General features: G+C 71.2%; 23 protein-coding genes. 8 read left to right on the plus strand and 15 right to left on the minus strand.

The genetic code is table 11. From position 1 onward, the window contains the following. Positions 1-46: 46 nt before the first annotated feature. The 10 genes from ACZ52C_RS38265 to ACZ52C_RS38310 form a co-directional block, all read right to left on the minus strand. Positions 47-967, minus strand: a complete 921-nt coding sequence (locus ACZ52C_RS38265; RefSeq protein WP_469079146.1) for a glutaminase — start codon at positions 965-967, stop codon at positions 47-49. Further along, entirely contained in the window at positions 967-2376 is a 1410-nt protein-coding gene (gene aspA / locus ACZ52C_RS38270) for an aspartate ammonia-lyase (protein WP_469079147.1), read from the minus strand. The genes ACZ52C_RS38265 and aspA overlap by 1 nt, the downstream gene beginning before the upstream one ends. A 122-nt stretch (positions 2377-2498) precedes the next feature. After that, positions 2499-3551, minus strand: coding sequence for an asparaginase (locus ACZ52C_RS38275; protein ID WP_469079174.1), 1053 nt, complete (start codon positions 3549-3551; stop codon positions 2499-2501). Between the two features lie 8 nt (positions 3552-3559). Next, entirely contained in the window at positions 3560-5002 is a 1443-nt protein-coding gene (locus ACZ52C_RS38280) for an amino acid permease (protein ID WP_469079148.1), read from the minus strand. Then, positions 4999-5730, minus strand: coding sequence for a FadR/GntR family transcriptional regulator (locus ACZ52C_RS38285; protein ID WP_078853289.1), 732 nt, complete (start codon positions 5728-5730; stop codon positions 4999-5001). Before ACZ52C_RS38285 ends, ACZ52C_RS38280 begins: the two co-directional genes overlap by 4 nt. 151 nt (positions 5731-5881) lie before the next feature. Further along, positions 5882-6715, minus strand: coding sequence for an undecaprenyl-diphosphate phosphatase (locus ACZ52C_RS38290; protein WP_469079149.1), 834 nt, complete (start codon positions 6713-6715; stop codon positions 5882-5884). Positions 6716-6843: 128 nt separating this feature from the next. Beyond that, complete coding sequence (crcB, locus tag ACZ52C_RS38295; protein WP_469079150.1) at positions 6844-7218, minus strand: fluoride efflux transporter CrcB; 375 nt, start codon at positions 7216-7218, stop codon at positions 6844-6846. Next, positions 7215-7766: a fluoride efflux transporter FluC gene (locus tag ACZ52C_RS38300; protein ID WP_469079151.1), complete on the minus strand. Its 552-nt coding sequence runs from the start codon at positions 7764-7766 to the stop codon at positions 7215-7217. Before ACZ52C_RS38300 ends, crcB begins: the two co-directional genes overlap by 4 nt. 310 nt (positions 7767-8076) lie before the next feature. Then, the gene (locus ACZ52C_RS38305) at positions 8077-8238 is read right to left on the minus strand and encodes a hypothetical protein (protein ID WP_469079152.1); all 162 of its coding nucleotides are present in this window, start codon (positions 8236-8238) and stop codon (positions 8077-8079) included. 345 nt (positions 8239-8583) lie between these two features. Then, positions 8584-9585 carry an SMP-30/gluconolactonase/LRE family protein gene (locus tag ACZ52C_RS38310; protein ID WP_469079153.1) on the minus strand — a complete coding sequence of 334 codons (1002 nt, stop codon included), beginning with the start codon at positions 9583-9585 and terminating at the stop codon, positions 8584-8586. 113 nt (positions 9586-9698) lie between these two features. On the opposite strand from ACZ52C_RS38310, the gene ACZ52C_RS38315 reads away from it, so the two are divergent. Further along, entirely contained in the window at positions 9699-10532 is an 834-nt protein-coding gene (locus ACZ52C_RS38315) for an ATP-grasp domain-containing protein (protein ID WP_469079154.1), read from the plus strand. A 58-nt stretch (positions 10533-10590) separates the two neighbouring features. Here ACZ52C_RS38315 and ACZ52C_RS38320 read toward each other — a convergent pair whose 3' ends face one another. Both ACZ52C_RS38320 and ACZ52C_RS38325 read right to left on the minus strand, forming a co-directional pair. After that, on the minus strand, positions 10591-12159 hold the full coding sequence (locus tag ACZ52C_RS38320; protein ID WP_469079155.1) for a glycoside hydrolase family 53 protein: 1569 nt from the start codon (positions 12157-12159) through the stop codon (positions 10591-10593). A gap of 213 nt (positions 12160-12372) precedes the next feature. Beyond that, the gene (locus ACZ52C_RS38325) at positions 12373-14394 is read right to left on the minus strand and encodes a beta-galactosidase (RefSeq protein ID WP_469079156.1); all 2022 of its coding nucleotides are present in this window, start codon (positions 14392-14394) and stop codon (positions 12373-12375) included. 210 nt (positions 14395-14604) lie between these two features. Between ACZ52C_RS38325 and ACZ52C_RS38330 the strand changes: the two genes are divergently transcribed. The 4 genes from ACZ52C_RS38330 to ACZ52C_RS38345 are packed head-to-tail and all read left to right on the plus strand — an operon-like array spanning position 14605 to position 18777. After that, entirely contained in the window at positions 14605-15927 is a 1323-nt protein-coding gene (locus ACZ52C_RS38330) for an extracellular solute-binding protein (protein WP_469079157.1), read from the plus strand. Further along, positions 15924-16847 (plus strand): carbohydrate ABC transporter permease, encoded by a 924-nt coding sequence (locus ACZ52C_RS38335; protein WP_469079158.1) that lies wholly within the window; start codon positions 15924-15926, stop codon positions 16845-16847. The genes ACZ52C_RS38330 and ACZ52C_RS38335 overlap by 4 nt, the downstream gene beginning before the upstream one ends. Then, positions 16844-17749 carry a carbohydrate ABC transporter permease gene (locus ACZ52C_RS38340; RefSeq protein WP_469079159.1) on the plus strand — a complete coding sequence of 302 codons (906 nt, stop codon included), beginning with the start codon at positions 16844-16846 and terminating at the stop codon, positions 17747-17749. Before ACZ52C_RS38335 ends, ACZ52C_RS38340 begins: the two co-directional genes overlap by 4 nt. Further along, entirely contained in the window at positions 17746-18777 is a 1032-nt protein-coding gene (locus tag ACZ52C_RS38345) for a LacI family DNA-binding transcriptional regulator (protein WP_469079160.1), read from the plus strand. The genes ACZ52C_RS38340 and ACZ52C_RS38345 overlap by 4 nt, the downstream gene beginning before the upstream one ends. On the opposite strand, the gene ACZ52C_RS38350 is transcribed toward ACZ52C_RS38345, so the two are convergent. Beyond that, complete coding sequence (locus ACZ52C_RS38350) at positions 18666-19022, minus strand: hypothetical protein (protein ID WP_469079161.1); 357 nt, start codon at positions 19020-19022, stop codon at positions 18666-18668. The two genes, ACZ52C_RS38345 and ACZ52C_RS38350, sit on opposite strands and share 112 nt — an antisense overlap. A 298-nt stretch (positions 19023-19320) precedes the next feature. On the opposite strand from ACZ52C_RS38350, the gene ACZ52C_RS38355 reads away from it, so the two are divergent. After that, positions 19321-20121 carry a VOC family protein gene (locus ACZ52C_RS38355; protein ID WP_469079162.1) on the plus strand — a complete coding sequence of 267 codons (801 nt, stop codon included), beginning with the start codon at positions 19321-19323 and terminating at the stop codon, positions 20119-20121. A 44-nt stretch (positions 20122-20165) separates the two neighbouring features. Here the strand turns inward: ACZ52C_RS38355 and glgX are convergent, their stop codons facing one another. Next, positions 20166-22292 carry a glycogen debranching protein GlgX gene (glgX, locus tag ACZ52C_RS38360; RefSeq protein WP_469079163.1) on the minus strand — a complete coding sequence of 709 codons (2127 nt, stop codon included), beginning with the start codon at positions 22290-22292 and terminating at the stop codon, positions 20166-20168. After that, a complete protein-coding gene (locus ACZ52C_RS38365; protein WP_469079164.1) occupies positions 22289-22804 on the minus strand; it encodes a pep a2 in 516 nt (171 codons plus the stop codon). The genes glgX and ACZ52C_RS38365 overlap by 4 nt, the downstream gene beginning before the upstream one ends. Positions 22805-23072: 268 nt before the next feature. Between ACZ52C_RS38365 and ACZ52C_RS38370 the strand changes: the two genes are divergently transcribed. Further along, the gene (locus ACZ52C_RS38370) at positions 23073-23435 is read left to right on the plus strand and encodes a DUF5133 domain-containing protein (protein WP_469079165.1); all 363 of its coding nucleotides are present in this window, start codon (positions 23073-23075) and stop codon (positions 23433-23435) included. A 60-nt stretch (positions 23436-23495) separates the two neighbouring features. Beyond that, positions 23496-24253 (plus strand): maltotransferase domain-containing protein (locus ACZ52C_RS38375; protein WP_469079166.1); only part of this gene is annotated, 758 nt, incomplete at its 3' end.

The following is a 24253-nucleotide window of genomic DNA, read 5'->3' on the forward strand; positions in this document are numbered from 1 at the left end:
GGTCGACGAACGCGGTACCGGGGCGGTGGGTCCTGTACGGGTGAGGTCAGAAGATCGACAGCCCCGTCAGGGTGGTGAACCGGTCCAGGGCCGCCACCCCGGCCACCGAGTTGCCGCGCTCGTCCAGCCCCGGGCTCCACACACAGAGCGCGAGGCGGCCGGGCACGACCGCGATGATGCCGCCCCCCACCCCGCTCTTGCCGGGCAGGCCGACGCGGTAGGCGAAGTCACCGGCCGCGTCGTACGTGCCGCAGGTGAGCATCACCGCGTTGATCTGCTTCGCCTGACTGCGGGTCAGCAGTCGGGTGCCGTCGGCGCGGACGCCGTGCCGCGCCAGGAAGGTGGCGGCGAGAGCGAGATCGGCGCAGGAGGCGGTGAGGGAGCACTGCCGGAAGTACTGGTCGAGGAGGGCCGGTACAGGGTTGTCGATGTTGCCGTAGGACGCCATGAAGTGGGCGAGGGCGGCGTTGCGGTCCCCGTGGGCGGACTCGGAGGCGGCGATCTGTGGGTCGAAGGCGAGGCCCGGGTTGCCGCTCTCCTCCCGGAGGAAGGACAGCAGCGTGCCCGCCGCGTCGCCGGTGCGGGTGTGCAGGCGGTCGGTGACCACGAGGGCGCCCGCGTTGATGAACGGGTTGCGCGGGATGCCGTTCTCGTACTCCAGCTGCACCAGGGAGTTGAAGGGGTTGCCGGAGGGCTCGCGGCCCACGTGCTCCCAGAGGGCGTCACCCTCGCGCGCCAGGTCGAGCGCGAGGGTGAAGACCTTGGTGATGGACTGCGTGGAGAACGGCTCGCGCCACTCCCCCACGCCGTACACCGTGCCGTCCGGCTCCGCGACGGCCATGCCGAAGCTGCGCGGGTCGCGGGCCGCGAGTGCCGGGATGTAGTCGGCGGGCCGGCCCCGGCCCGGGGTCCGTTCGATCTCCTCGGCGATACGTTCCAGGATCGGCCGGAAGTCGGTGGAATCCATCAGGCCGGCAGGGCGCCGCTGCCCGCGAGGATCTCCGGCCGCAGCAGTTCCCGGAGCCGTTCGGCGGGCAACAGGCCCTTCTCCTGGACGAGTTCGGCCACGCCCCGGCCGGTGGCGAGGGCCTCCTTGGCGATGTCGGTGGCCGCCGTGTACCCGATGTGCGGGTTGAGGGCGGTGACCAGGCCGATGGAGTTCTCCACGGCGGCGCGCAGTGCGTCCTCGTTGGCGGTGATGCCGTCGACGCAGCGCTCGGCGAGCGTGAGGCAGGCCGCGCGGAGGTGGGTGAGGGACTCCGAGAGGGAGTGCAGGATGATCGGTTCGAAGGCGTTGAGCTGGAGCTGTCCCGCCTCGGCGGCCATGGTGATGGTGACGTCGTTGCCGATGACCTCGAAGGCGACCTGGTTGACGACCTCGGGGATCACCGGGTTGACCTTGCCGGGCATGATGGACGAACCGGCCTGCACCGGCGGCAGGTTGATCTCGTTGAGGCCCGCGCGCGGCCCGGAGGAGAGCAGCCGGAGGTCGTTGCAGCTCTTCGAGAGCTTGACGGCGATGCGCTTGAGGACGCCCGACATCTGCACGAACGCGCCGCAGTCCTGTGTGGCCTCGACCAGGTTGGCGGCGGTGACCAGCGGCAGTCCGGTGATGTCGGCGAGGTGGCGGCGGGCCGACTCGGCGTATCCGGCGGGCGCGTTGAGGCCGGTGCCGATGGCGGTGGCGCCGAGGTTGATCTCGTGGATCAGCTCGACGGCCTCGGCGAGGCGGCTGCGGTCCTCGTCGACCATGACGGCGAACGCGGAGAACTCCTGGCCGAGCGTCATGGGGACCGCGTCCTGGAGCTGTGTGCGGCCCATCTTGAGGACCTCGCGGAACTCGACGGCCTTGCGGGCGAAGGAGTCCTGGAGGACGGCCATCGCCGTGAGCAGTCCGCGCACCGCGAAGACCGTGGCGATCTTGACGGCGGTCGGGTAGACGTCGTTGGTGGACTGGCCGAGGTTGACGTCCTCGTTGGGGTGCAGATGCGTGTACTGGCCCTTGGAGTGGCCGAGCAGCTCCAGCGCCCGGTTGGCGATGACCTCGTTGGCGTTCATGTTGGTGGAGGTGCCGGCGCCGCCCTGGATCACGTCGACGACGAACTGGTCGTGCAGCTTGCCGTCGCGGATCTCCCGGCAGGCCGCGATGATCGCGGCGGCCTTCTCGGGGGCGAGCAGGCCGAGTTCCTCGTTGGCGCGGGCGGCGGCCTCCTTGACGGCGGCCAGGGCGTCGACCAGGTGGGGGTAGGCGGAGATGGGGGTGCCCGTGATGGGGAAGTTCTCCGTGGCGCGCAGGGTGTGGACGCCCCAGTACGCGTCGGCGGGGACGTCACGGTCTCCGAGCAGGTCGTGTTCGCTGCGGGTCGCGGCGGTCATGGTGGTACGGGTCCTCTTCTTTGAGGCGGGTGCGGGCGGCCGCCCCCGTCGGGCGCGGGCCCGGTGGGGCAGCGCCGTCGGAAGGCGGTTCGAAGGGAGACGAGTTCGCGGGGGCCGGGGGTTCAGATCTCGGTGGGATCCGTGAGCGGGTCGAGCGCCCTGACCGGCCGGACGTGTCCGACGACGTGGCCGCCGCCGAGCAGCGGGGCGCCGGCGAAGGGGGCGAGGGCGGCGGGGTCCACGCCGGCGCGGGCGAGGGCCGAAGCGGTGACGGGGACCCGGGCCCGGTCGGCGCCGTCGGCGATCTTCACGGCGACGGCGCGGCCGTCGGGCAGCGCGGCGACCTGGACGCCCTCGAAGCCGTCCTTGGTGAGCAGTCCGGGCACGGCCCGCATCAGCTCGGCGACGTCGCGTCCGGCGCCGGAGGCCATCTCGGCGTGGTCGCGCATGGCGTCGGCGACGGTCCGCTCCGGGGTGCCCTCGGCCGCGGTGATGATCCGGGTGAGAGCGCGGGCGAGACCGTGCAGGGAGACGGAGAACAGGGGTGCGCCGCAGCCGTCGACGGTGACCCGGGCGATGGCTTGCCCGGTGAGGTCCTCGACGATCTCCGCGATGGCCTGCTGCAGGGGGTGGGCCGGGTCGAGGTAGTCGTCCAGGGACCAGCCGTTGAGCCGGCAGGTGTAGAGCATCGCCGCGTGCTTGCCCGAGCAGTTCTGCGCGAGACGGGAGGGCTGCCTGCCCTCGCGTATCCACGCGTCGCGGACGGCCGGGGCGTACGGCATGTCGGTGACGTTGCGCAGGTCGTCCTCGGCGGCGCCGGCCAGCCGGAGGATCCGCCGGGCCCCGGCGAGGTGGCGTTCCTCGCCGGAGTGGCTGGCGGCCGTCAGCGACAGCAGTTCGCCGTCCAGCGGGAGTCCGGCGCGCAGCATGGCCACGGCCTGGACCGGCTTGAGCGCCGACCGGGGGTAGAACGCCGCCTCGATGTCACCGAGTTGGAGTTCCACCTCCCCGTCGGCACCCAGCACCACGACGGAGCCGTGGTGGATGCCCTCGATGACACCTCCGCGTACGAGGTGGGCGACGGGGGCGTGCAGCGGTTCCCGGATCGCGGGGGCCGCGGCCACCGGAGCCGCGGGGGTACCCGGGGCGCCGGTGGTCGAAGGGTCGTACGTCACTGCCTGATTCACGCATCCACTCCGGTCGACTTCCGGGCGACCCGGCCGCGTATGCCGAACCAGCCCGCCACGAGCGCGCCCACGATCAGCGGGACGCACAGCACCGTCGTGCGGCCGGCGCCGCCGTCGGCGTACATGAGGACCAGGACGGACGCGAGGAAGAAGAGCGTCACGAGTTCGGTCCAGGGGGAGCCCGGGAGCCGGTAGCTCGGCCGGGTCAGTTCGCCCTTCTGGGTCTTCTGCCAGAAGAGCAGGTGACAGATCATGATCATGCCCCAGGTGGCGATGATGCCGATCGCGGCGAAGTTGAGCACGATCTCGAACGCCTCGGCGGGCACGACGAAGTTGAGGCCGACGCCCAGCACACAGACCCCGCTGGTGAGCAGGATGCCGCCGTACGGGACCTGGCTGCGGCTCATCACACCGGTGAACTTCGGGGCGGAGCCGGCCATCGCCATCGAGCGGAGGATGCGGCCGGTGGAGTACAGCCCCGAGTTGAGGGAGGACATCGCGGCGGTGAGGACGACCAGGTTCATGATGCCGCCGGCCGCGGGGACGCCGATGTTGGAGAGCACGGTCACGAAGGGGCTCTCGCCGGCCTTGTACGAGGACCAGGGCAGCAGCATGGAGAGCAGCACGACGGAGCCGACGTAGAAGAGGCCGACTCGCCACATGATCGAGTTGATCGCCTTCGGCATGATCTTCTCGGGGTTCTCGGTCTCACCGGCGGCGACGCCGACCAGCTCGACGGAGGCGTAGGCGAAGACGACACCCTGGATGATCAGCAGCATCGGCAGGACACCGCTGGGGAAGAGGCCGCCGTTGTCGGTGATCAGGGCCGGGCCGGGGGTGTGGCCGTCCACGGGCTGCTGGGTGACGAGCAGCCAGATGCCGATGCACATGAAGACGACGAGCGCGCCGACCTTGATGATCGCGAACCAGAACTCCAGCTCGCCGAACATCCTCACCGAGATCAGGTTCACGGTCAGGACCACCGCGAGCGCGATCAGCGCGATCACCCACTGCGGTACGTCGGAGAACATGCCCCAGTAGTGGGTGTAGACGGCGACGGCCGTGATGTCGGCGATGCCGGTGGTGGCCCAGTTCAGGAAGTACATCCAGCCGGCCGTGTACGCGCCCTTCTCGCCGAGGAACTCCCGGGCGTAGGACACGAAGGCACCGGAGGAGGGCCGGTACAGGACCAGTTCACCGAGGGCCCGGACGACGAGGAACGCGAAGACGCCGCAGAGGGCGTACGCGATGAACAGGGAGGGGCCGGCGTCGGCCAGGCGGCCGCCGGCGCCGAGGAAGAGGCCGGTGCCGATGGCGCCGCCGATGGCGATCATGTTGACGTGCCGGGCCTTGAGGGACTTGCTGTAGCCCTCGTCGCCCGCGTCGACATGCGGTGCGGCCGGTGTGCGCGTCTCTTCTTCGAGGTGCTGCTCGCTCACGCCTCGGGTCCGCCTTCCGTGGAACTGTCCGTGCGCGGGGAACGCACGATGTCGGTGAGGGTGGTCTCGACGCGGTCGAGGTGGTGGGACATGGCCTCCACCGCGTCGTGTTCGGAACCGTCGATCAGCGCCTCGACGATGGCCCGGTGCTCCCGGTTGGACTGCTCGCGCCGGCCGCCCAGTTCGTTGAGGAAGGCCGACTGACGCGCCAGTGCGTCCCGGATCTCCTCGATCACCCGGCGGAACACCGGGTTCTGGGCGGCCTCCGCCACGGCCAGGTGGAAGAGGGTGTCCATCGCGACCCAGGCGGTGGTGTCGGTCTCCCGCTCCATCCGGTCCAGGAGGTGCGCCAGGTGGTCCAGGTTCTCCGGGGTGCGGCGGAGCGCCGCGTACCCGGCGACCGGGATCTCCACGTGTCGGCGCACTTCCAGCAGGTCGCTGGCCGCGTAGTCGCCGAAGGTGGGGTCCTCGACGGCGTTCGCGATCACGAAGGTGCCCTTGCCAGTGCGGGACTGGGTCAGCCCCATCACCTGGAGGGCGCGCAGCGCCTCACGCAGGACCGGACGGCTCACTTCGAGCTGCCGGCAGAGCTCCGCCTCCGAGGGAAGCTTGTCCCCGATGGCGTACTTGCCGCGCTCGATGGCGTCGCGGAGGTGGGTGAGCACCGCTTCCATGGCGCTGACGCGCCGGGGTGCCGAGCCACCTGTCTGGCTGTCTGACAGGTTCACGGGGGTGATCCTGCGGGTGACCGGAGGGGGCTGTCAAGGGGGCCGGTATTCGATCTTCCAGGTCACGGGCGGTGGCGGAGCGGCCGTCCGGCGAACCACGGCCGTCGCGCGGCAGGACTCCTCAGGCCGTGTCCGGCCACGTCACAGCACGTCAGCTGAGTCCACCGGCAGCGAGCAGCCCGAACAGCAGCACGCCCACCACGATGCGGTACGACACGAACACCTGGAAGGAGTGCCTGGTCACGAACTTCAGCAGCCAGGCAACCGAGACGTACGCGACCGCGAACGACACGGTGGTGCCGGCGATCAGTGGGGCCGCGCCCACCCCCGCGCCGAGGGCGTCCTTCAGCTCGTACAGCCCGGCGCCGGTGAGGGCCGGAATGCCGAGGAAGAAGGAGAGCCGGGTGGCAGCGACCCGGTCGAGGTCGAGCAGCAGCGCGGTCGACATGGTGGCGCCGGAGCGGGAGAACCCGGGGAACAGCAAAGCGAGGATCTGCGAACCGCCGACGAGCATCGCGTCCCGGAACCGGGTGTCCTCCTCCGCGCGCCTGCGCCGGCCCACCTGTTCGGAGACCCACATCACCGCGCTGCCGACGATCAGGGAGCCGGCCACCACCCACAGGGAGGCGAGCGGCCCCTCGATCAGCGACCGGGCGGCCAGCCCCACGACGACGATCGGGATCGTCGCCGCGATCACCCACCACGCGAACCGGTAGTCGCGCTCCTGCCGCTTCCCCGCGTCGAACAGCCCCCGGAACCAGGCGGAGCCGATGCGCGCGATGTCATGGCGGAAGTACACGAGCACCGCGGCGATGGCGCCGACCTGGATGACCGCCGAGAACCCGACGACCGCCCGGTCGTCGACCTGGATCCCCATCAGCCCTTCGGTGATCTTCAGATGGCCGGTGGAGGACACCGGCAGGAACTCCGTCACCCCCTCCACCGCTCCGAGGACGACTGCCTGACCGACACTGATGGTGCTCATGGGGTCCAGTTCTGCTCTGCGAGGGCATGACCGACGGGGGACATGGCTGAGGAGCGGCCGGCGACGGGGCACGGCGACCGTGATCGCGCCGGGAGAGCAGTCCTACTCCGGCCGGGTAAGGGCCGCGCTCAGGACCAGAGGGCCCGCGCCACCGCCAGCCCCGCGTAGACCGCGCCCAGCCCCGCCGTCACGCTCGCGAGCGCGTTGGCGGCGGCATGGAAACGGTCGCCGCCGCGGGCCAGACTCAGGGTCTCGTAGGAGAAGGTCGAGTAGGTGGTGAGCGCCCCGCACAGGCCCGTACCGAGGAGAAGGTGCAGGTGGGAGCCGACGGCACCGGCTGTCACGGCGCCCGTGAGGAAGCCCAGGACGCAGGAGCCGGCGACGTTCACGGTGAAGGTGCCCCAGGGGAAGGCCATGTCGTGGCGGGACTGGACGGCTCGGTCGGTGAGATAGCGCAGGGGCGCGCCGACCATGCCGCCGACGACGACGAGCAGCCAACTCACGACGACCTCTTACCTTTCTCGGGCCTCGGGGCGGGCCCGGCGCCCGGCCCGGCATCCAGCACGTGACGCGCCGTCGCCGTGGCGAGCCCGACCGCGAGGAGGGCGGCGAGGAGGGTCGCGGCCAGGTAGGCGAGGGCGGTGGCGGGGCGGCCCTCCTCGATCAGGCGCTGGATGTCGACGGCGTACGTGGAGAAGGTGGTGAAGCCGCCGAGGACTCCGGTGCCGAGGAAGGGGCGGGCCAGGCGATGGGCGGTCCACACCTCGGTGACGGCGACCATGAGGAGACCGATCAGGAAGCAGCCGACGACGTTCACCCAGAACGTGGTCCAGGGGAAACCACCGCCCCCGACGGGCCAGAGCAGGCCGGCTCCGTACCGGGCGCCGGCCCCGATGCCGCCACCGACAGCCACGACGGCGACCACGGGCGCCTGACCGTGCCAGGGGGCGGCCCGTGGCGGGTCGGCGACGGGGGCGTCCGGGGACTCGAGGCTCTCGGGTTCGCCGGTGGGTGGCCGCGATGCGGGCCGGGCGGGGTGTGCGGGCGGCATGGGTGTACGTCTCCTACTCGCCGGGGCCCGGGGAACCGCCGGGCGTGCTCCGCCGCAAGCAGGGACCGTTGTCGGCGTCGTCGCCGCGGTTCGGGCACGGCGGGCCCCACCGCCGTACCGCGACCGTGATCGCGGCTGGCCGCCAGCGTAACGCGCCGACCGCCACGACCGCACGCACCCGATCCCGGGGCTGGACGCGACGCGTGCGGCCGGGCCTGCGCTCTGCAGGACGGTGGCCGCCCGGCCGTACGCAGCCGCAGGCCTGCCCCGGGGCGGCTCCGGGCAGGCGCCAGGGCGGCGCCGGAGCGGCTCAACCCGTCTGGGTCGTGCCCTCGGTCGCGGCCATGGCCGTGGCCATCGCCCTGGTCGTCACCTCGCCGTGGCCGTCGCCGTCACCGTCCCTGTAGCCATCGCCATCGCCGTCACCGTTCCTGTGGCCATGGTCGTCACCGTCACAGTGGCCTTCGGCCATGGCCGTCAGCGTGGCCGTGGCCGAAGGCCGTAACCGCAGCCATCGCCGTCGCCGTGGCGCTCGCCTTGGCCGTCACCGTAGTCATCGCCGTGGCCGTCACCGTCGCCTGGCCCTGGCTCAGCCATGCCCCGGTCATGGGCCCCCCGACGCCGACCCCTGTCCCGGGCCCCCCGCCGCGCCGCTGCGCCTTGGTCCGGCCCGCCGCACCACCGCCCGAATCCCGCCTGCCTCACCCTCGCGCGCCCGAATCCGGCCTGCCCCACCCACGCCCTGGCCCGGCCCGCCCCACCCTCGCCCCCGCCGCGGCAGCCCGCCTCCCCGGGTCTCCGGCGACCCTCCCCGGCCTCAACCCTCCTCCCTCACCCCCACCCCCACTCCCTCGCACACCGCGATCCCCCGTTCCCACAGGCTTCCCAGGATCAGGTGGTTCCCGGTCACGCAGGCGCTCGTGACCATGCGGAAGCGGGAGCGGTGGGTGATGAGGGTGTGGACGACATGGCCCTCGTCGTCGACCGCGAGGGCACCGGCGAACCCGAGGGGCCGGAACGGTGCCCGTACCGCCACCCGGCTCGCGGCGCCGCGCACGGCCGGGCTCGCGCGGTGCAGCCGGTCGAGGGCGCCGATGCGCGGTCCGGCCAGCGCCACCCACAGCAGCCCGCTCACGGGGTCGCGCCACATGTTGTCGGGCGCCCCTGGCAGGTCCTCGACGAAGGGCTCGCTCGTGCCGGCCCCGGCGCCCGTGAGGTGGACGCGGGTCAGCCGGCGCGCCCCCGTCTCCGCGACCACGAGGAACGACTCGTCGGCCGAGAGCGCGAGACCGTTGGCGAACTGGAGCCCCTCCAAAACGACTTCGGGCGTCCCGGCCCCCGGCGTGAGGCGCAGCAGCCGCCCCGTCCCGGTGTGTTCGACGATGTCGCCGATCCACTGGTGGAGGGGGTAGCGGCGGCTGGAGACCGTGAACCAGACCGTCCCGTCGGAGAGCGCGACGGCGTTGCTGCAGAACCGCAGCGGCTCACCGCGCACCTCGTCGGCGAGGACCCGGACCGTGCCGTCGCCGGTGCCGACCCGCAGCAGTCCCCGCTCGGCGTCGCACACCACCAGGTCGCCGTCCGGGAGGAGTTCGAGGCCGAGGGGCCTGCCACCGGTCTCGGCGAGCGTCTCGACCCGGGCCCGCCCCGGCTCCGCGAGCCCGTCCACCCGCAGGACCCGGCCGTCCTCGACGCCGGTCAGCACCCGCCCGCGCCCGTCGGCGACGACGTCCTCGGGCCCGCGCCCGCCGATCCCGACGTACGCCAGCGGCTTCCAACCACCGCCGCGTGAGTCCGCCCTGTCCGCCGCGCCCGTCATGTCCGCCTCCGGTCGGTCCGCCTGATCGCCCCTGCCGGTCCATCCTGGCAGGGGGCCGGGCCGCCCGACCTGTCCTCGGGTTAGGTTGGCCGTCACCGACCAGGGAGACCGCCGTGCCCGCGCGCCCCCAGCTGCTGTACGTCACCGACCTCGCCTATCCGGCCCGGGGGCGGCGCTACTGCGACGAGGACATCCTCCTCACCTCCCGGCTGCGCGCGGAGTTCGACATCGCCCTGTGCCACCCGCTGGACGCGGCGGCCCTGATGGACGGCTTCGACGCGGTCGTGGTCCGCAACAGCGGGCCCGTCCTGCACTACCAGGCCGCCTACGACGCCTTCCGCGAGCGGGCGAGAGCTCTCGGCACCCGCGTCTACAACCCGCTGACCGGCCGCGCGGACATGGTCGGCAAGCAGTACCTGCTGGACCTGACCGGCGCCGGGTACCCGGTCATCCCCACCGTCGACCGCCCCGAGGACCTGGAGCGGCTGCCGGAGTCCGCCTCGTACGCGGTGAAGCCGAAGGCCGGCGCGGACTCGCTGGGCCTGCGCTTCCTGACCGGCCCCGAGCTGGCGGGTCTGACCTGGGGCGACGTCCTCGTCCAGCCGCGCGTCGACTTCCGCTACGAGGTGTCCTTCTACTACGTCGACGGCACCTGCCGGTACGCCCTCCACGCACCCGACCCCGACCGCCGCTGGGTCATGGAGCCCTACGAGGTCTCCGAGGCCGACCTCGCCTTCGCCAGGCGCTTCGTCGACTGGAACACCCTCGACCACGGCATCCAGCGCGTGGACGCCTGCCGCACCCGGTCGGGCGACCTCCTCCTGGTGGAGCTGGAGGACCTCAACCCGTACCTCTCCCTGGACAGCGTCCCGGAACAGGTCCGGGACTCCTTCGTCGCCGCCATGACGGACTCGCTGCACGCCTTCCTGGGCGCCTCCGGCCACTGACGTCGGAAGGGGCCGCACGCCGAGACGTACGACCCCCACCGATCCGTCAGCCGCGCGCTCACCGGTGGCCGAACCACGCCGCCGCCGGAAGCAGCCTGTCGTCGTAGCCGAACAGCGCCTGGTTCTCCCAGCCGTTGCCGGACGCCGCGTCCGTCGGGTCCCAGCCGTTGCCCGTGACCGCGGTCCACGTGGACTCCCAGTAGAAGATCCCGAGGCCGCGGCCGTTGGGGACGGCTTCGACGATGCTCGCGATGTCCTTCATCCACCGGGTCTGGCCGGCGGTCGTGGCCGGGTAGCCGGAGACCAGCTCGCTCGACAGGTCGATGATGTTCTCGTGCGAGTCCTCGCTGTCGAGGCGGAACGGGTACGCCGTCTCGGCGACGAACACCGGTTTGGCGTAGCGGGTGGCCGCGTCGTCCAGCGTGGTCTGGAAGTCCGCGAGCGTGCCGTGCCAGTAGCCGTAGTACGACAGGCCGATGACGTCGAACTTCACGTTGTTGGCGACGGCGTTGTCGAACCACCAGCGGGTGCCGGACAGGTCACCGCCCTTGGCGAGGTGCAGCGCCACCTGGGTGGAGGAGTTGACCGCCTTGACCGCGTCGTAGCCGGAGTTGAGCAGACCGGCGAGCTGCGACCAGTTCGAGGTGGAGCCGGCCGTCCACAGCATGCCGCCGTTGATCTCGTTGCCGACCTGGACCATGTCGGCCGTGGTGCCCTGGGACTTGAGGGCGTTGAGGACGTCGTAGGTGTGGTTGTAGACGTCCGTCCGCAGCTGGCTGTAGGAGTGGCCGGCCCACGCCGCCGGCACGCTCTGGGCGCCCGGGTCGGCCCAGGTGTCCGAGTAGTGGAAGTCGACCAGCAGCTTCATACCCTGCGCCTTGACGCGCTTGGCGGCGGCGAGCACCCGCGCCTTGTTGTTGTAGCCGTCGGCGGGGTTCACCCAGACCTTGACGCGGGCGTAGTTCTGCCCGGCGCCCTTGAGGATGGCGAGGGCGTCGCCGGTGGTGCCGGAGCTGTTCCGGTAGACGCCGCCCTTGGCCTCGCTCTTGATGAGCGAGGACACGTCGGAGCCCTTGACGGACAGGCCCGACGTACCGGACGCGAAGGTGAGGTCGTCGACGTTGATCCAGTTGCCCGCGTTCGCGTCGGAGTTGACGCTGATCGTGCACTGGTTGTTCGTCACCGCGATCGAGGTGACGATCCGGATCCAGCCGCTCGCGGAGACCGGGATGTCGGTGCGCTGCTCGGGACTGCCGCAGTTCTTCAGCGCGAGGTACGCGGAGTTCTGGCCGCCGCCGGAGCGCACCCACGCGGTGAGCTTGTAGTTCCCGTTGGTCAGGCCGGACAGGTACTGGTACGTCTCCACCTTGTACGCGGAGGACGACCAGTGGGTGAGGCGGTGGCTGCCGCCGTGGCCGCCGGACTCGGTGAACGAGGCGGCGTTCTGTCCGCCCGCCGAGTACGTCGACCAGCTGGCCGGTGTCGCGGTCCCGGTGCCGTCGGACTCGAAGCCCCCGTTGGTGAGGGTGGAGGCGGCGTGTGCCGAGCCGGCGGGCACGGTGGTGAGCGCCAGTCCCGCGAACAGCGGTATGAGCAGGGCCCTGAGGGCGCGTCTCGCGTGGAACATCGTCGTCCCTTCGACGAAGGTGGGGAGCCGTCGTGTGCGGTGCGGTGGCGGCGCCGCGCCCGAAGGCCGTGGGCGCGGCGCCGCCGGACCGACCGGATGTCCCCAGAGATCCGGTCGGCGTCGGAGGTGCCCGGGGCCGGAGAACGGCCCCGGGCGGGAGCGGCGGTGGTCACCCGTACGGCTCGGTGACCGGTCGCCGCCCACATCTGCTGGTCAGGCGTCGAGTCGTACGACCCTGACGGCACCGGCGGGTACGCCCAGGTGGCCCGCCGCTCGTTCGCCGGTCAACAACTCCGTGCCGGCCGTGTCCAGCGGCACCTTCGCGTCGAGCGCGGTGTGGTTGATCGCGAAGAGGAAGTCGCCCGACTCCCCCGCGCGGCGCACCACTTCGACGTCGCGCGGCAGGTCGGCGCGGGGGGCGATGCCCGCGTCGTCGGCGGCCCAGCCGAGGAGCGCGTCGAGGCCGTGCGCGTCGAGGCGGGTCGACACGTACCAGGCGGAGCCCTCGCCGAGCCGGTGCCGGGTGACGGCGGGCCGGTCGGCGGCGAGGCCGTCGGCGTAGGTCCACACCGGCTCGGCGCCGCGCGTCACGACGAACTCGGTCCACACGTCACCGGTGAGTTCGGAGCCGTCGGGGCCGGTGATGCGGACGCTCTCCCCGCCGAGCAGCGGCGAGAACTCCTCCACGGTCAGGCCCAGTACGTCCCGCAGGGCGCCGGGGTAAGCGCCCTCGTGGACGGCGTCGTGCTCGTCGACGATCCCGGAGAAATAGGAGACGACGAGGGTGCCGCCGTTCTCGACGTACGCCTTGAGGTTGTCCCCGGCGGCCTCGGTCATGAGGTACAGCGCGGGAACGACGACAAGGGGATAAGCCGACAAGTCGGCTTCCGGGTGGGCGAAGTCGACGGTGAGGTGACGGTCGTAGAGGGCCTCGTAGAAGGCGTCGGCGCGTTCGCGGGCCTCGTGGTCCTCGCTGGGGCGCCAGGCGAGGTTCTGCGCCCACCAGGAGTGCCAGTCCCACAGGACGGCCACGTCGGCGACGGTCCGGCTGCCCCTGATCTGGCTCAGCGAGTCCAGGGACGCGCCCAGTTCGACGACCTCGCGCCACACGCGCGACTCGGTGCCGGCCTGCGGCAGCATCGCCGAGTGGAACTTCTCGGCGCCGCGCCGGGACTGCCGCCACTGGAAGAACATGGCGCCCTCGGAACCGCGTGCCACATGGGCGAGGGAGTTGCGGGCCATCTGGCCGGGGGCCTTGGCGGGGTTGCGGGCCTGCCAGTTGATGCCCGAGGTGGAGTGCTCCAGCAGCAGCCAGGGGGCGCCGGCGCCGACCGAGCGGGTGAGGTCGGCGGCCATCGCGAGGTTGACGTGGGTGCGGCGGCCGTCGGTGATCAGGTAGTGGTCGTTGGTGACGAGGTCGACCTCGCGGCCCCAGGCCCAGTAGTCCATGGAGTCGCACTGGCTGAGCGCGGTCATGAAGTTGGTGGTGACCGGGATGCCGGGCGTGAGGCGGTGCAGGATGTCCCGCTCGGCGACGAAGTTCTCGCGGACCGTCTCGTCGGCGAAGCGCTTGTAGTCGAGGGCCTGCCCGGGATTGCCCACGGTAGGGGTCACGCGCGGCGGGTTGATCTGGGCGAAGTCGGTGTAGTGCTGGCCCCAGAAGGCGGTGCCCCAGGCCTCGTTGACCGCCGCAACATCGCCGTACCTCCGCTCCAGCCAGCGGCGGAAGTGCGCGGCGCAGGAGTCGCAGTAGCAGGCGGAGACGGGGACGCCGTACTCGTTGTGGACGTGCCACAGGGCGAGCGCCGGGTGGTCGGCGTAGCGCTCGGCGAGCCGGGTGGTGATGTTCGCGGCGGCGGCCCGGTAGTCGGTGTTGCTGTGGCAGATGGCGCCGCGCGAGCCGAACTCGTAGCGGGTGCCGTCGGCGGCGACGGGCAGGGCCTCGGGGTGCTCGCGGTAGAACCAGACCGGCGGGACGACCGTGGGGGTGCCGAGGTCGACGCGGATGCCGTTCTCGTGGAGCAGGTCGAGCAGGCGGTCGAGCCACGCGAAGTCGTAGACACCTCGTGAGGTCTCCAGCAGGGCCCAGGAGAAGATGCCGACACTCACCATCGTGACGCCGGCCTCGCGCATCAGCCGGACGTCCTCGTGCCAGACGGTTTCCGGCCACTGCTCGGGGTTGTAGTCCCCACCGAAGGCGAGCCTGGTCAGGCCCGTGGGGGTGGTCTCCGGCATGGATCTCTCCCGTTTTATCGATCATCTGGGAACGTGCACACACAGCGGCGGCGGTGCGAGCCCAACATAACCGCACAGCAACAACCATTGACAAGTGTCCAGGATGTTTCTCTACTGTGAACGCTCACAGACGCACTGGCTGTGAACGCTCACAGCAGCATGGCATGGTCTTCGCAGCACGCGAGGACCCAGGTCAGGGGAGAACGATCCATGCCCAACATCACGAAGCACCGGCGCTTTGTGGCCACCGCCGTCGCCGTCACGCTCGGCGCCACCACACTCGCCGCCTGCGGCGGGTCCGACGACGAGAGCGAGACCCGGTCGGGGCCGGCGAAGCTCACGTACTGGACCTGGACGCCGGGCATGGACAAGGTCGTGGACCTGTGGAACAAGGGCCCCGGCAAGGAGCAGCAGATCACCGTCACGGTGAAGAAGCAGGCCTCCGGCGACACCCTGGTCACCAAGATCCTCACCGCGCACAAGGCGGGCAAGGGCCCGGACCTGGTACAGGCCGAGTACCAGGCGCTGCCGACGCTCGTCAGCAATGACGCCGTCGCCGACATCGCGGACGAGGCGCAGGACGCCAAGGGCAAGTTCGCCGACGGTGTCTGGCAGCAGACCACGCTGGGCTCCGACGCCGTCTACGCGATACCGCAGGACATCGGGCCGATGATGTTCTACTACCGCGAGGACCTCTTCAAGAAGTACGACCTCACCGTCCCGAAGACCTGGGACGAGTTCGCCGAGACCGCGCGCAAGCTGAAGAAGGCGGACGCGGACCTCGACCTGACGACGTTCTCCGCGAACGACTCCGGTCTCTTCGCCGGTCTCGCCCAGCAGGCGGGCGCCCAGTGGTGGACCACCGAGGGCCAGAAGTGGAAGGTCGGCATCGACGACACCGCGACGCAGCGGGTCGCCGACTTCTGGGGCGGCCTGGTGAAGGAGGGCGCCATCGACAACCAGCCGATGTACACCCCGGCCTGGAACAAGGCGCTGAACACCGGTAAGCAGATCGCCTGGGTCAGCGCCGTGTGGGCGCCGGGCACGCTGACCACGGCCGCGCCCGACACCGAGGGCAAGTGGAAGGTGGCGCCGCTGCCGCAGTGGTCCGCCTCCGAGAACACCACCGGCAGCTGGGGCGGCTCCTCGACGGCCGTCACCACGGACTCGAAGAACAAGGGCGCCGCCGCGAAGTTCGCCACCTGGCTGAACACGGACCCCGAGGCGCTGACCGCGCTGGCGAAGGAGGGCGGCATCTACCCCGCCGCCACCACCGCGCAGACCAGTGACGCGTTCGCCGAGCCGCCGGCCTTCTTCTCCGACCAGGCCGACTTCTACACCGTGGCCTCCGAGATCGCGAAGACGACCGCGCCCTCCGCGTGGGGCCCGAACGTGAACGTCGCGTACACCACCTTCAAGGACGCGTTCGGCGCCGCCGCCAAGAACAAGTCCGACTTCGGCGCCGCCCTGAAGAAGATGCAGGACGACACGGTCGCCGACATGAAGAAGCAGGGCTTCGAGGTCGCGGAGTGACCAGCGCACGCCGGAGGTCGTACGGGGTCAAGGGGGCCCCGTACGCCTTCCTCTTCCCCGCGGCGATCCTGTTCGCTCTCTTCTTCGCGCTCCCGATCGGCTACGCGGTCTGGCTCAGCCTGCACAAGGTGCAGGTCAAGGGCCTCGGCCTCGGCTCGGGCGCGCGCAGCGAGGTGTGGGCGGGCCTGGAGAACTACACCGACGCGGTGACCGACTCCGAGCTGCTCGACGGCACCCTGCGCGTCCTCGGCTACGGCGCGATCGTGGTCCCGGTCATGCTCGGCCTGGCCCTGGTCTTCGCCCTGATGCTGGACAGCGACAAGGTGCGCCTCGCCCCCTTCACCCGGCTGGCGATCTTCCTGCCGTACGCCGTCCCGGGCGTCGTGGCGGCCCTGCTCTGGGGCTTCCTCTACCTCCCGGACGTCAGCCCCTTCTACTTCGTGCTGGAGAAACTGGGCCTGCCGCAGCCGGATCTGCTGGACGGCGGCGGTCTGTACGCGGCGCTGTCGAACATCGCGATCTGGGGCGGCACCGGCTTCAACATGATCGTCATCTACACCTCGCTCCAGGCGATCCCCGCCGAGGTGTACGAGGCGGCGAAGCTCGACGGCGCGACGCCGCTGCAGATCGCGCTGAGGATCAAGATCCCGATGGTGGCGCCGTCGCTGGTGCTGACCTTCTTCTTCTCGATCATCGCCACGCTCCAGGTGTTCAGCGAACCCACCACCCTCAAGCCGCTCACCAACTCGGTCTCCACGACATGGAGTCCGCTGATGAAGGTGTACCGGGACGCCTTCGGCGAGGGCGACATCCACTCGGCGGCCGCCGGCGCCGTCATCATCGCCGTGGCGACCCTGGTCCTCTCCTTCGGGTTCCTGAGGGCCGCGAACTCCCGTCAGAAGCAGGAGGCAGCACGATGAGTTCTCTTGCCGTACGCAAGGTGGCCCCGGCGGCGGGGACGACACCGGGCACCGCCCAGGGACCGCCGCTGCGCCGCCGGATCGCGCTCGTCCCGACGCTCACCCTGCTGCTCGGCGCGATCTACTGTCTGCTCCCCGTCGCCTGGGTGCTGATCGCGGCCACCAAGTCGGGCAGCGAGCTGTTCTCCACCTTCACCTTCCTGCCGGGCAGCGGCTTCGCGGACAACCTGTCCGACCTGAACGCCTACCGCGACGGCATCTACTGGCAGTGGATGGGCAACTCCGCCCTGTACGCGGGCCTCGGCGCCCTCCTGTCGACGGCCGTCTCCGCGATCAGCGGCTACGCGCTCGCGATCTACCGCTTCAAGGGCCGCGAGGCCGTCTTCAACGTGCTGATGGCCGGCGTGCTGATGCCGCCGGTGATCCTGGCGATCCCGCAGTACCTGCTGATGGCCAAGGCGGACCTGGCGGACAGCTACTGGTCGGTGCTGCTGCCGCTGGTCCTCTCCCCCTACGGCGTGTACCTCTCCCGGATCTACGCCGCTGCCGCCGTCCCGGCCGACGTGGTGGAGGCCGGGCGGATGGACGGGGCGAGCGAGTGGCGGATCTTCACCCGGATCGCGCTGCCGATGATGGTGCCGGGGCTGGTGACGGTCTTCCTGTTCCAGTTCGTGGCGGTCTGGAACAACTTCCTGCTGCCGTACATCATGCTCAGCGACGACGAGAAGTTCCCGATCACCCTGGGCCTGTTCACCCTCCTCGAACAGGGCGCGAACACGCCGGCTCTCTACACCCTGGTGATCACGGGTGCGCTGCTCGCGGTGATCCCGCTGATCGCGCTCTTCCTGGTCATCCAGCGGTTCTGGAGCCTCGATCTGCTGTCCGGAGCCGTAAAGTCATGACCATGAGCAACACGGGGGGCAGGCGCAAACCGCCGACCATTCACGACGTGGCGCGCGAGGCGGGAGTCTCCAGGGGAACCGTCTCACGCGTGCTCAACGGCGGTCACTACGTCAGCCCGACGGCAGCCGAGGCGGTCAACGCCGCGATCCGCAGGACGGGTTACGTCGTGAACCGGCATGCCCGCTCGCTGATCACGGGCCGTTCCGACTCGATCGGCTTCCTGCTGACGGAACCGCAGGAGAAACTCTTCGAGGACCCCAACTTCAACGTCCTCCTGCGCTGTTGCACCCAGGCGCTGGCCGCGCACGACATCCCGCTGCTGCTGATGGTGGCGGGTACGGAGGACGAGCGGCGCCGGATAACGCGGTACATCACGGCGGGCCACGTCGACGGTGTGCTGGTGGTCTCCAGCCACTCCGCGGACCCGGTCGCCCAGGAGCTGCGCGAGGCGGGCATCCCCCTCGTCCAGTGCGGCAAGCCCATGACCCCCGGCTCCAAGGTGAGCTACGTGGCCGCCGACGACCGCGACGGCGCCCGTGACATGGTGCGCCATCTGCTGTCGCTGGGCCGTCGCCGGATCGGTGTCGTGACCGGCCCGCTGGACTCGCCCGGCGGTGTCGACCGCCTCGCCGGCTACAAGGAGGTGCTCACCGAGGCGGGCGTCGAGATCGACGAGCGGCTCATCGCCTCCGGCGACTACAGCCGGGCGAGCGGCGAGGCGGGCACCGACCTGCTGCTGGAGCGGGCCCCCGACATGGACGCCGTGTTCGTGGCCTCCGACCTGATGGCGCAGGGCGCCCTCGCGGCACTGCGCCGGGCGGGTCGCCGGGTCCCCGAGGACGTGTCCCTGGGCGGTTTCGACGACTCGGCGGCGGCGACGGAGTCCGTCCCCGCGCTCACCACCATCCGCCAGCCCTACGACCGGATCAGCAACGAGATGGTGCGGGTCCTGCTGGCGCAGATCGGCGGCGAGGCCCCGGCCGCCGTGATCCTGCCGACGGAGCTGGTACGGCGGGAGTCGACGTGACGTCGGGGCCGCGTCCGGGCACGGGCGCGGTCCTCAGTGGTGCACAGGAGGCCGATGCCGAGGGCGATGGCCATGCCGTGGAACATCCACTGGTTGGCCACGGCGAAGTCCATGCGGATGGCGTCCGTGGAGTCCCGCAGCGCCGTGCCGGCGGGGCCGTCGCCGCTCGGTGCCTGGTCGTCGCGGTTGCCGGTGTCCGCTTCGGCGATGTCGCGGGCCGCGTCCCGCGCCGCGTCCTCAGGCACTCCCCGGGACGTCAGGGTCTCGACGACGTTGCCGGTGGCGGCCGCCCCGGTGCGGAACTGTCCGTGATGTCGATCATGGAGGGAATCCTCCCCTCACCTGCTCAATCGCGCATGCGCGAACGCATGCACGACAAGCAGCCGGGGCCTCCGTCATCACCCGAACGGCCGTCCGAAGATCGCGTGGTCACCGGGGTCAGGACGGCGACTCGGGGTACTCGACGAGCACCGGCCCCGGATCCGGTTGGACACTGGAGTGCGCCGGGGGGTGTGCCGACGGACGAGACCAGGAACCACTGCCATGAACAGCGACAGCGATCACCGGGACGACGAGAACGTCCTCTCCAGCCACTCCGTCTTCGGCGCGCCCTGCTGGGTGAGCCTGACCAGCCGGGATCTGCCGGCCACGGAGGACTTCTACGCCGCCGTACTGGGCTGGCGATGGCGTACCGCCAAGCTCGGCGACCACTTCCGGATCGCACTGGCCGACGGTGTGCCCGTCGCCGGGATCGCCGGGGTGGCCTCCCTGTGGCAGATGGCGGTCGCCTGGACCCCGTACTTCGCCGTGTCGGACGCCGACGCGGCCGCCTCCCGGGCCAGAGAGCGCGGTGGCACCGTCGCGGTCGGCCCCCTCTCCTTCCCGCCCGGCCGCGCCGCCCTGCTGGCGGACCGGCACGGCGCCTCCTTCGGGATCTGGGAGGGCGCGCTCTTCACGGACTGGGAGACCTGGCGCAAGGCCGCCCCGGCCTTCATCCGGCTGCACACCCGCGACGCCTTCGACGCGGCGATCTTCTACGGCGAGGTCCTGGAGTGGGCCACCGAGAGGCCCGGCTGCTGCGAGGTGCGCTACGAGGCGAACGAGGTCGTCCTGCGCAGCGAGGGCGAGGTGGTGGCCCGGATCACCTCCGGCGCGCTGGAGGCCGCGCCCGATCCCACGATCCGCCCGCACTGGCAGGTCCACTTCTCCGTCTCCGACGTGGCGGCTCGTGTCGAGGCCGCCCAGCACCACGGCGGCACGATCCTCACCGAGACCGCGCACGAGGCGGTGCTGCGCGACCCCGACGGCGCCCAGTTCACGATCACGTCGCGCACCGAGCGCTGACCGACGGCCCTCCCCGACCACCCTCCCCGGCCGCCGGCCGTCGCTCAGCCGGCCCGGGAGGGCCGTGACAGCAGCAGCAGTCCCCGCGCCTCGACGGTGATCTCGGCACCCGCCTTGTACTCGGACTCGTCCGGGACGCCGTCGGGCTCGGCGGTCGTGTCGACGCGGGTCGTCCAGCGCTCGCCGTACGCGGTGCCGGGCAGCCGGAAGACCCGCGGCTCCCAGTGGCTGTTCAGCAGGAGCAGGAAGGAGTCGTCGACGACGGGGCCGCCGCGGTGGTCGCGTTCGGCGATGGCGTCGCCGTTGAGGAACACGGCCACGGCGTGGGCGTCGGAGCGGTCCCAGTCGGCGTCGGTCATCGCGCGGGCGTCGGGCCGCAGCCACACCAGGTCGGGCAGCGGTCGGTCCGCGCGGGCCGGTGTCTCGCCCCGGAAGAAGCGGCGGCGGCGCAGCACCGGATGGGCGGCGCGCAGGGCGATGAGGTCGCGGGTGAAGGCGAGCAGCGCGCGCCGTTCGTCGTCGAGCCGCCAGTCGAGCCACGAGACCTCGTTGTCCTGGCAGTAGGCGTTGTTGTTGCCGCGCTGGGTGCGGCCCGACTCGTCGCCGTGGCAGATCATCGGGATGCCCTGGGACAGCAGCAGTGTGGCCAGCAGATTGCGCTGCTGTCGGGCGCGCAGGGCGAGGACGCGCGGGTCCCGGGTGGGTCCTTCCGCTCCGCAGTTCCAGGAGCGGTTGACGCTCTCGCCGTCCCGGTTGCCCTCGCCGTTGGCCTCGTTGTGCTTGTCGTCGTAGGAGACGAGGTCGCGCAGGGTGAAACCGTCGTGCGCGGTGACGAAGTTGACGCTCGCACGCGGGCGGCGCCGGCTGTGCTCGTAGAGGTCGGCGGAGCCGGTCAGCCGGGAGGCGAACTCGCCGAGCATATGGGGACGGCCCCGCCAGAAGTCCCGTACGGCGTCACGGTACTTGCCGTTCCACTCGGACCACAGGGGCGGGAAGTTGCCGACCTGGTAGCCGCCCTCGCCGACGTCCCAGGGTTCGGCGATGAGCTTGACCCGGCTGATCACGGGGTCCTGCTGGATCAGGTCGAAGAACGCCGAGAGGCGGTCCACCTCGTGGAACTGCCGCGCCAGCGTGGCGGCCAGGTCGAAGCGGAAACCGTCGACGTGCATCTCGGTGACCCAGTACCGCAGCGAGTCCATGATGAGTTGCAGCACGTACGGGTGCCGCATCAGGAGGCTGTTCCCGGTGCCGGTGGTGTCGTAGTAGTGCGCCCAGTCGCCGTCCACCAGGCGGTAGTACGAGCTGTTGTCGATGCCGCGGAACGACAGGGTGGGCCCCTTCTCGTTGCCCTCGGCGGTGTGGTTGTAGACCACGTCGAGGATCACTTCGAGGCCGGCCGCGTGCAGCGCCTTGACCATCGACTTGAACTCGGTGACCTGCTGGCCCCGGGTGCCGTGGGCGGCGTAGGCGTTGTGGGGCGCGAAGTAGCCGATGGTGTTGTAGCCCCAGTAGTTGGCGAGGCCCCGGTCCTGGAGGACGCCGTCCTGCACGAACTGGTGGACCGGCATCAGCTCGATCGCGGTCACACCCAGCGAGGTGAGGTGCTCGACGACGGCGGGGTGGGCCAACCCGGCGTAGGTGCCGCGCAGTTCGGGGGGCACGTCGGGGTGGGTGCGGGTGAGTCCGCGGACGTGCGCCTCGTAGACGACGGTGTCGGCGTACGGCCGCCGGGGCGGTCGGTCGTCCCCCCAGTCGAAGAACGGGTCGGTGACGACGCCGAGCATGGTGTGCCCGGCGCTGTCGGCGCCGGGTTCACGGAGGGAGGGGTGGTTGTCCGTCTGCCCGTCGACGGCCGTGGTGTACGGGTCGAGCAGCAGTTTCGCCGGATCGCAGCGGTGACCGGCGGCGGGGTCCCAGGGGCCGTGCACCCGGTAGCCGTAGCGCTGCCCGGGGCCGACGCCGGGGAGGCGGCCGTGCCAGACGAAACCGTCGACCTCGGTGAGCGGGACGGCGCGATGGCGGCCCGCGTCGTCGACGAGGACGAGGTCGACACGGTCGGCGACCTCGCTGAAGAGCGCGAAGTTGGTGCCGGTGCCGTCATAGGAGGCACCCAGCGGGTAGGGGTGCCCGCTCCACACGGGCACCCCTCGGCGGTTCTGCCGCACGGTCACCGCGCGGCTTCGGAGCTGTCCGCGGCATCGCCGCCGGGCGCACCGGCGAGCGCCGCGACGGGCATCTCGCGGGGCACCTTGAGCACTTCGCGCAGGGCCGGCTCGGGTGCTGTCGGCACCAGGGGCACGCTCTGGTCGACGGGTGCCCGCTGGGTGAACCAGATGACCGTGCTGCCGGTGTCGGTGGTGCAGCATCCCCAGCCGTCGCTGAGCGCGGCGATCCGGGTGAGGCAGGGCCGCAACTCCCGGTCCGGGCGCAGCTCCCGGTCGTTCTCGGCCACCGCCGAGATGAGGTGCTGACCGTTCCACCACATCTCGATCGACGTGTTCTTGTCGGTCGCGTGCTCCTCGATGGCGTGCAGGAGGAGTTCGGCGCTGTGACAGACGGGCTGGACGAGGGTCTCCAGGTCCCAGAACCGGAGGTGAGCGGCCAGGATGCGGCTGACCTGCCCGACCCGCTCCGGACTGACTTCCACGTCGAGGTGGTAGTAGCGAGGCACTGCGGTCTTCATCGTCGTTGGCTCCTCACCGGCGAAGCTCTCCGCCCCGCGTGCACGAAGCGTGAGCACCGATCACTTCTGAGTCAGCTCCAGAGTGGGAGGGCTACGCCATTCGTGCAACACGAGCGACTCCCGAGGTTGTTGAAGAACCAACAAGACGTGGGGTGGTGGCGCGTGCACCATGAGTGAAGGCATCGGCTCCGCGAGGCGTCGATGCCCCTCCGTGCACGACCTCCCCCGGGAAGCGTGCTCCGCCGAGAGTGCCGGGAGGGACCAGCGCATGCTGCTGCCCGCCAAGAACGAGGTGGCCAGACATCTGCGGCGTTACCGCACCTGGGAACGCGTGATGCTCGCGTCCCCGACCGACCGCGCGGCCCGGGACAGTTTCGAGGACTCGGGCTACACGCTGTGCGTCCTGATGGGCAAACGCTGCGCCCGCGAGGCCGTGGCGGCCGCCGAGCGCTATCTGCGAACGAGCCTGCCCGCCTATCTCCAGGAGCAGGGCGAGCGTCCCCCGCAGGAACCCACCGGCAAGACCCGTAAGGACCGGGCCCGTAAGGGGTCCGGCAAGGCCCGGACCGGCGAGAGCCGTTCCACCAGAGGTGGTCCGCCGCCCGGTCGGCATTCCACGGCAGGGCTGTAGGACCCGCAGAGCACCCGTTCGGCCCAGCGCCGATTCCCGAGCACGGCGGAGGTGAGACCCATGAGCCCGACTCCGGCCCCGGCCGTCGGCCGCGTCCCCGTCAGGGATGTCCGCCCGCTCGTCGAGTGCGGCAGGCGTCCCGCGAAAGCGGTCGTCGGCGAGACCTTCGAGGTCACCGCGACGCTGTTCCGCGAGGGGCACGGCGTGGTGGCCGCCAATGTCGTGCTCAAGGACCCGGAGGGCCGTCCGGCGCCGTGGACCCCGATGCGCGAACTGGCCCCCGGCACCGACCGTTGGGGCGCCTGGGTCACCCCCACCTCCGAGGGCCGCTGGACGTACCGCGTCGAGGCGTGGAGCGATCCCGTCGCCACCTGGCGCCACCACGCCCGGATCAAGGTGCCGGCCGGCATCGACGCCGAGCTGGTGCTGGAGGAGGGCGCCGAACTCTACGTACGGGCGGCCGCCGGGGTGCCGGAGGCGGATCTGCACGCGGTCCTGGTGGCGGTGGTCGGCAGGCTCCGCGACGACACCGTGCCGGCCGCCGACCGGCTGGCCGCGGCGTTGGCGCCGGAGGTGGAGGAGGTCCTGACCCGTCATCCCCTGCGGGAACTGGTCACCTCCTCCGAGCCGTTGCCCCTGCTGGTCGAACGCGAGCGGGCCCTGTTCGGCTCCTGGTACGAGTTCTTCCCCCGCTCCGAGGGCACCCCCGAGCAGCCCCACGGGACCTTCCGCACCGCCGCCCGACGCCTCCCGGCCATCGCCGCCATGGGCTTCGACGTCGTCTACCTCCCCCCGATCCACCCCATCGGCACCACCTA

Source organism: Streptomyces sp. NPDC034049 (genome assembly GCF_055575575.1).

Bases quoted from the DNA above. Each gene is read 5' to 3' on its own strand.
- ACZ52C_RS38265 (WP_469079146.1), bottom strand. From the start codon at position 967: ATGGATTCCACCGACTTCCGGCCGATCCTGGAACGTATCGCCGAGGAG.
- aspA (WP_469079147.1), bottom strand. From the start codon at position 2,376: ATGACCGCCGCGACCCGCAGCGAACACGACCTGCTCGGAGACCGTGAC.
- ACZ52C_RS38290 (WP_469079149.1), bottom strand. From the start codon at position 6,715: ATGAGCACCATCAGTGTCGGTCAGGCAGTCGTCCTCGGAGCGGTGGAG.
- ACZ52C_RS38300 (WP_469079151.1), bottom strand. From the start codon at position 7,766: ATGCCGCCCGCACACCCCGCCCGGCCCGCATCGCGGCCACCCACCGGC.
- ACZ52C_RS38305 (WP_469079152.1), bottom strand. From the start codon at position 8,238: ATGGCCGAAGGCCACTGTGACGGTGACGACCATGGCCACAGGAACGGT.
- ACZ52C_RS38310 (WP_469079153.1), bottom strand. From the start codon at position 9,585: ATGACGGGCGCGGCGGACAGGGCGGACTCACGCGGCGGTGGTTGGAAG.
- ACZ52C_RS38320 (WP_469079155.1), bottom strand. From the start codon at position 12,159: ATGTTCCACGCGAGACGCGCCCTCAGGGCCCTGCTCATACCGCTGTTC.
- ACZ52C_RS38325 (WP_469079156.1), bottom strand. From the start codon at position 14,394: ATGCCGGAGACCACCCCCACGGGCCTGACCAGGCTCGCCTTCGGTGGG.
- ACZ52C_RS38330 (WP_469079157.1), top strand. From the start codon at position 14,605: ATGCCCAACATCACGAAGCACCGGCGCTTTGTGGCCACCGCCGTCGCC.
- ACZ52C_RS38340 (WP_469079159.1), top strand. From the start codon at position 16,844: ATGAGTTCTCTTGCCGTACGCAAGGTGGCCCCGGCGGCGGGGACGACA.
- ACZ52C_RS38345 (WP_469079160.1), top strand. From the start codon at position 17,746: ATGACCATGAGCAACACGGGGGGCAGGCGCAAACCGCCGACCATTCAC.
- ACZ52C_RS38355 (WP_469079162.1), top strand. From the start codon at position 19,321: ATGAACAGCGACAGCGATCACCGGGACGACGAGAACGTCCTCTCCAGC.
- ACZ52C_RS38365 (WP_469079164.1), bottom strand. From the start codon at position 22,804: ATGAAGACCGCAGTGCCTCGCTACTACCACCTCGACGTGGAAGTCAGT.
- ACZ52C_RS38370 (WP_469079165.1), top strand. From the start codon at position 23,073: ATGCTGCTGCCCGCCAAGAACGAGGTGGCCAGACATCTGCGGCGTTAC.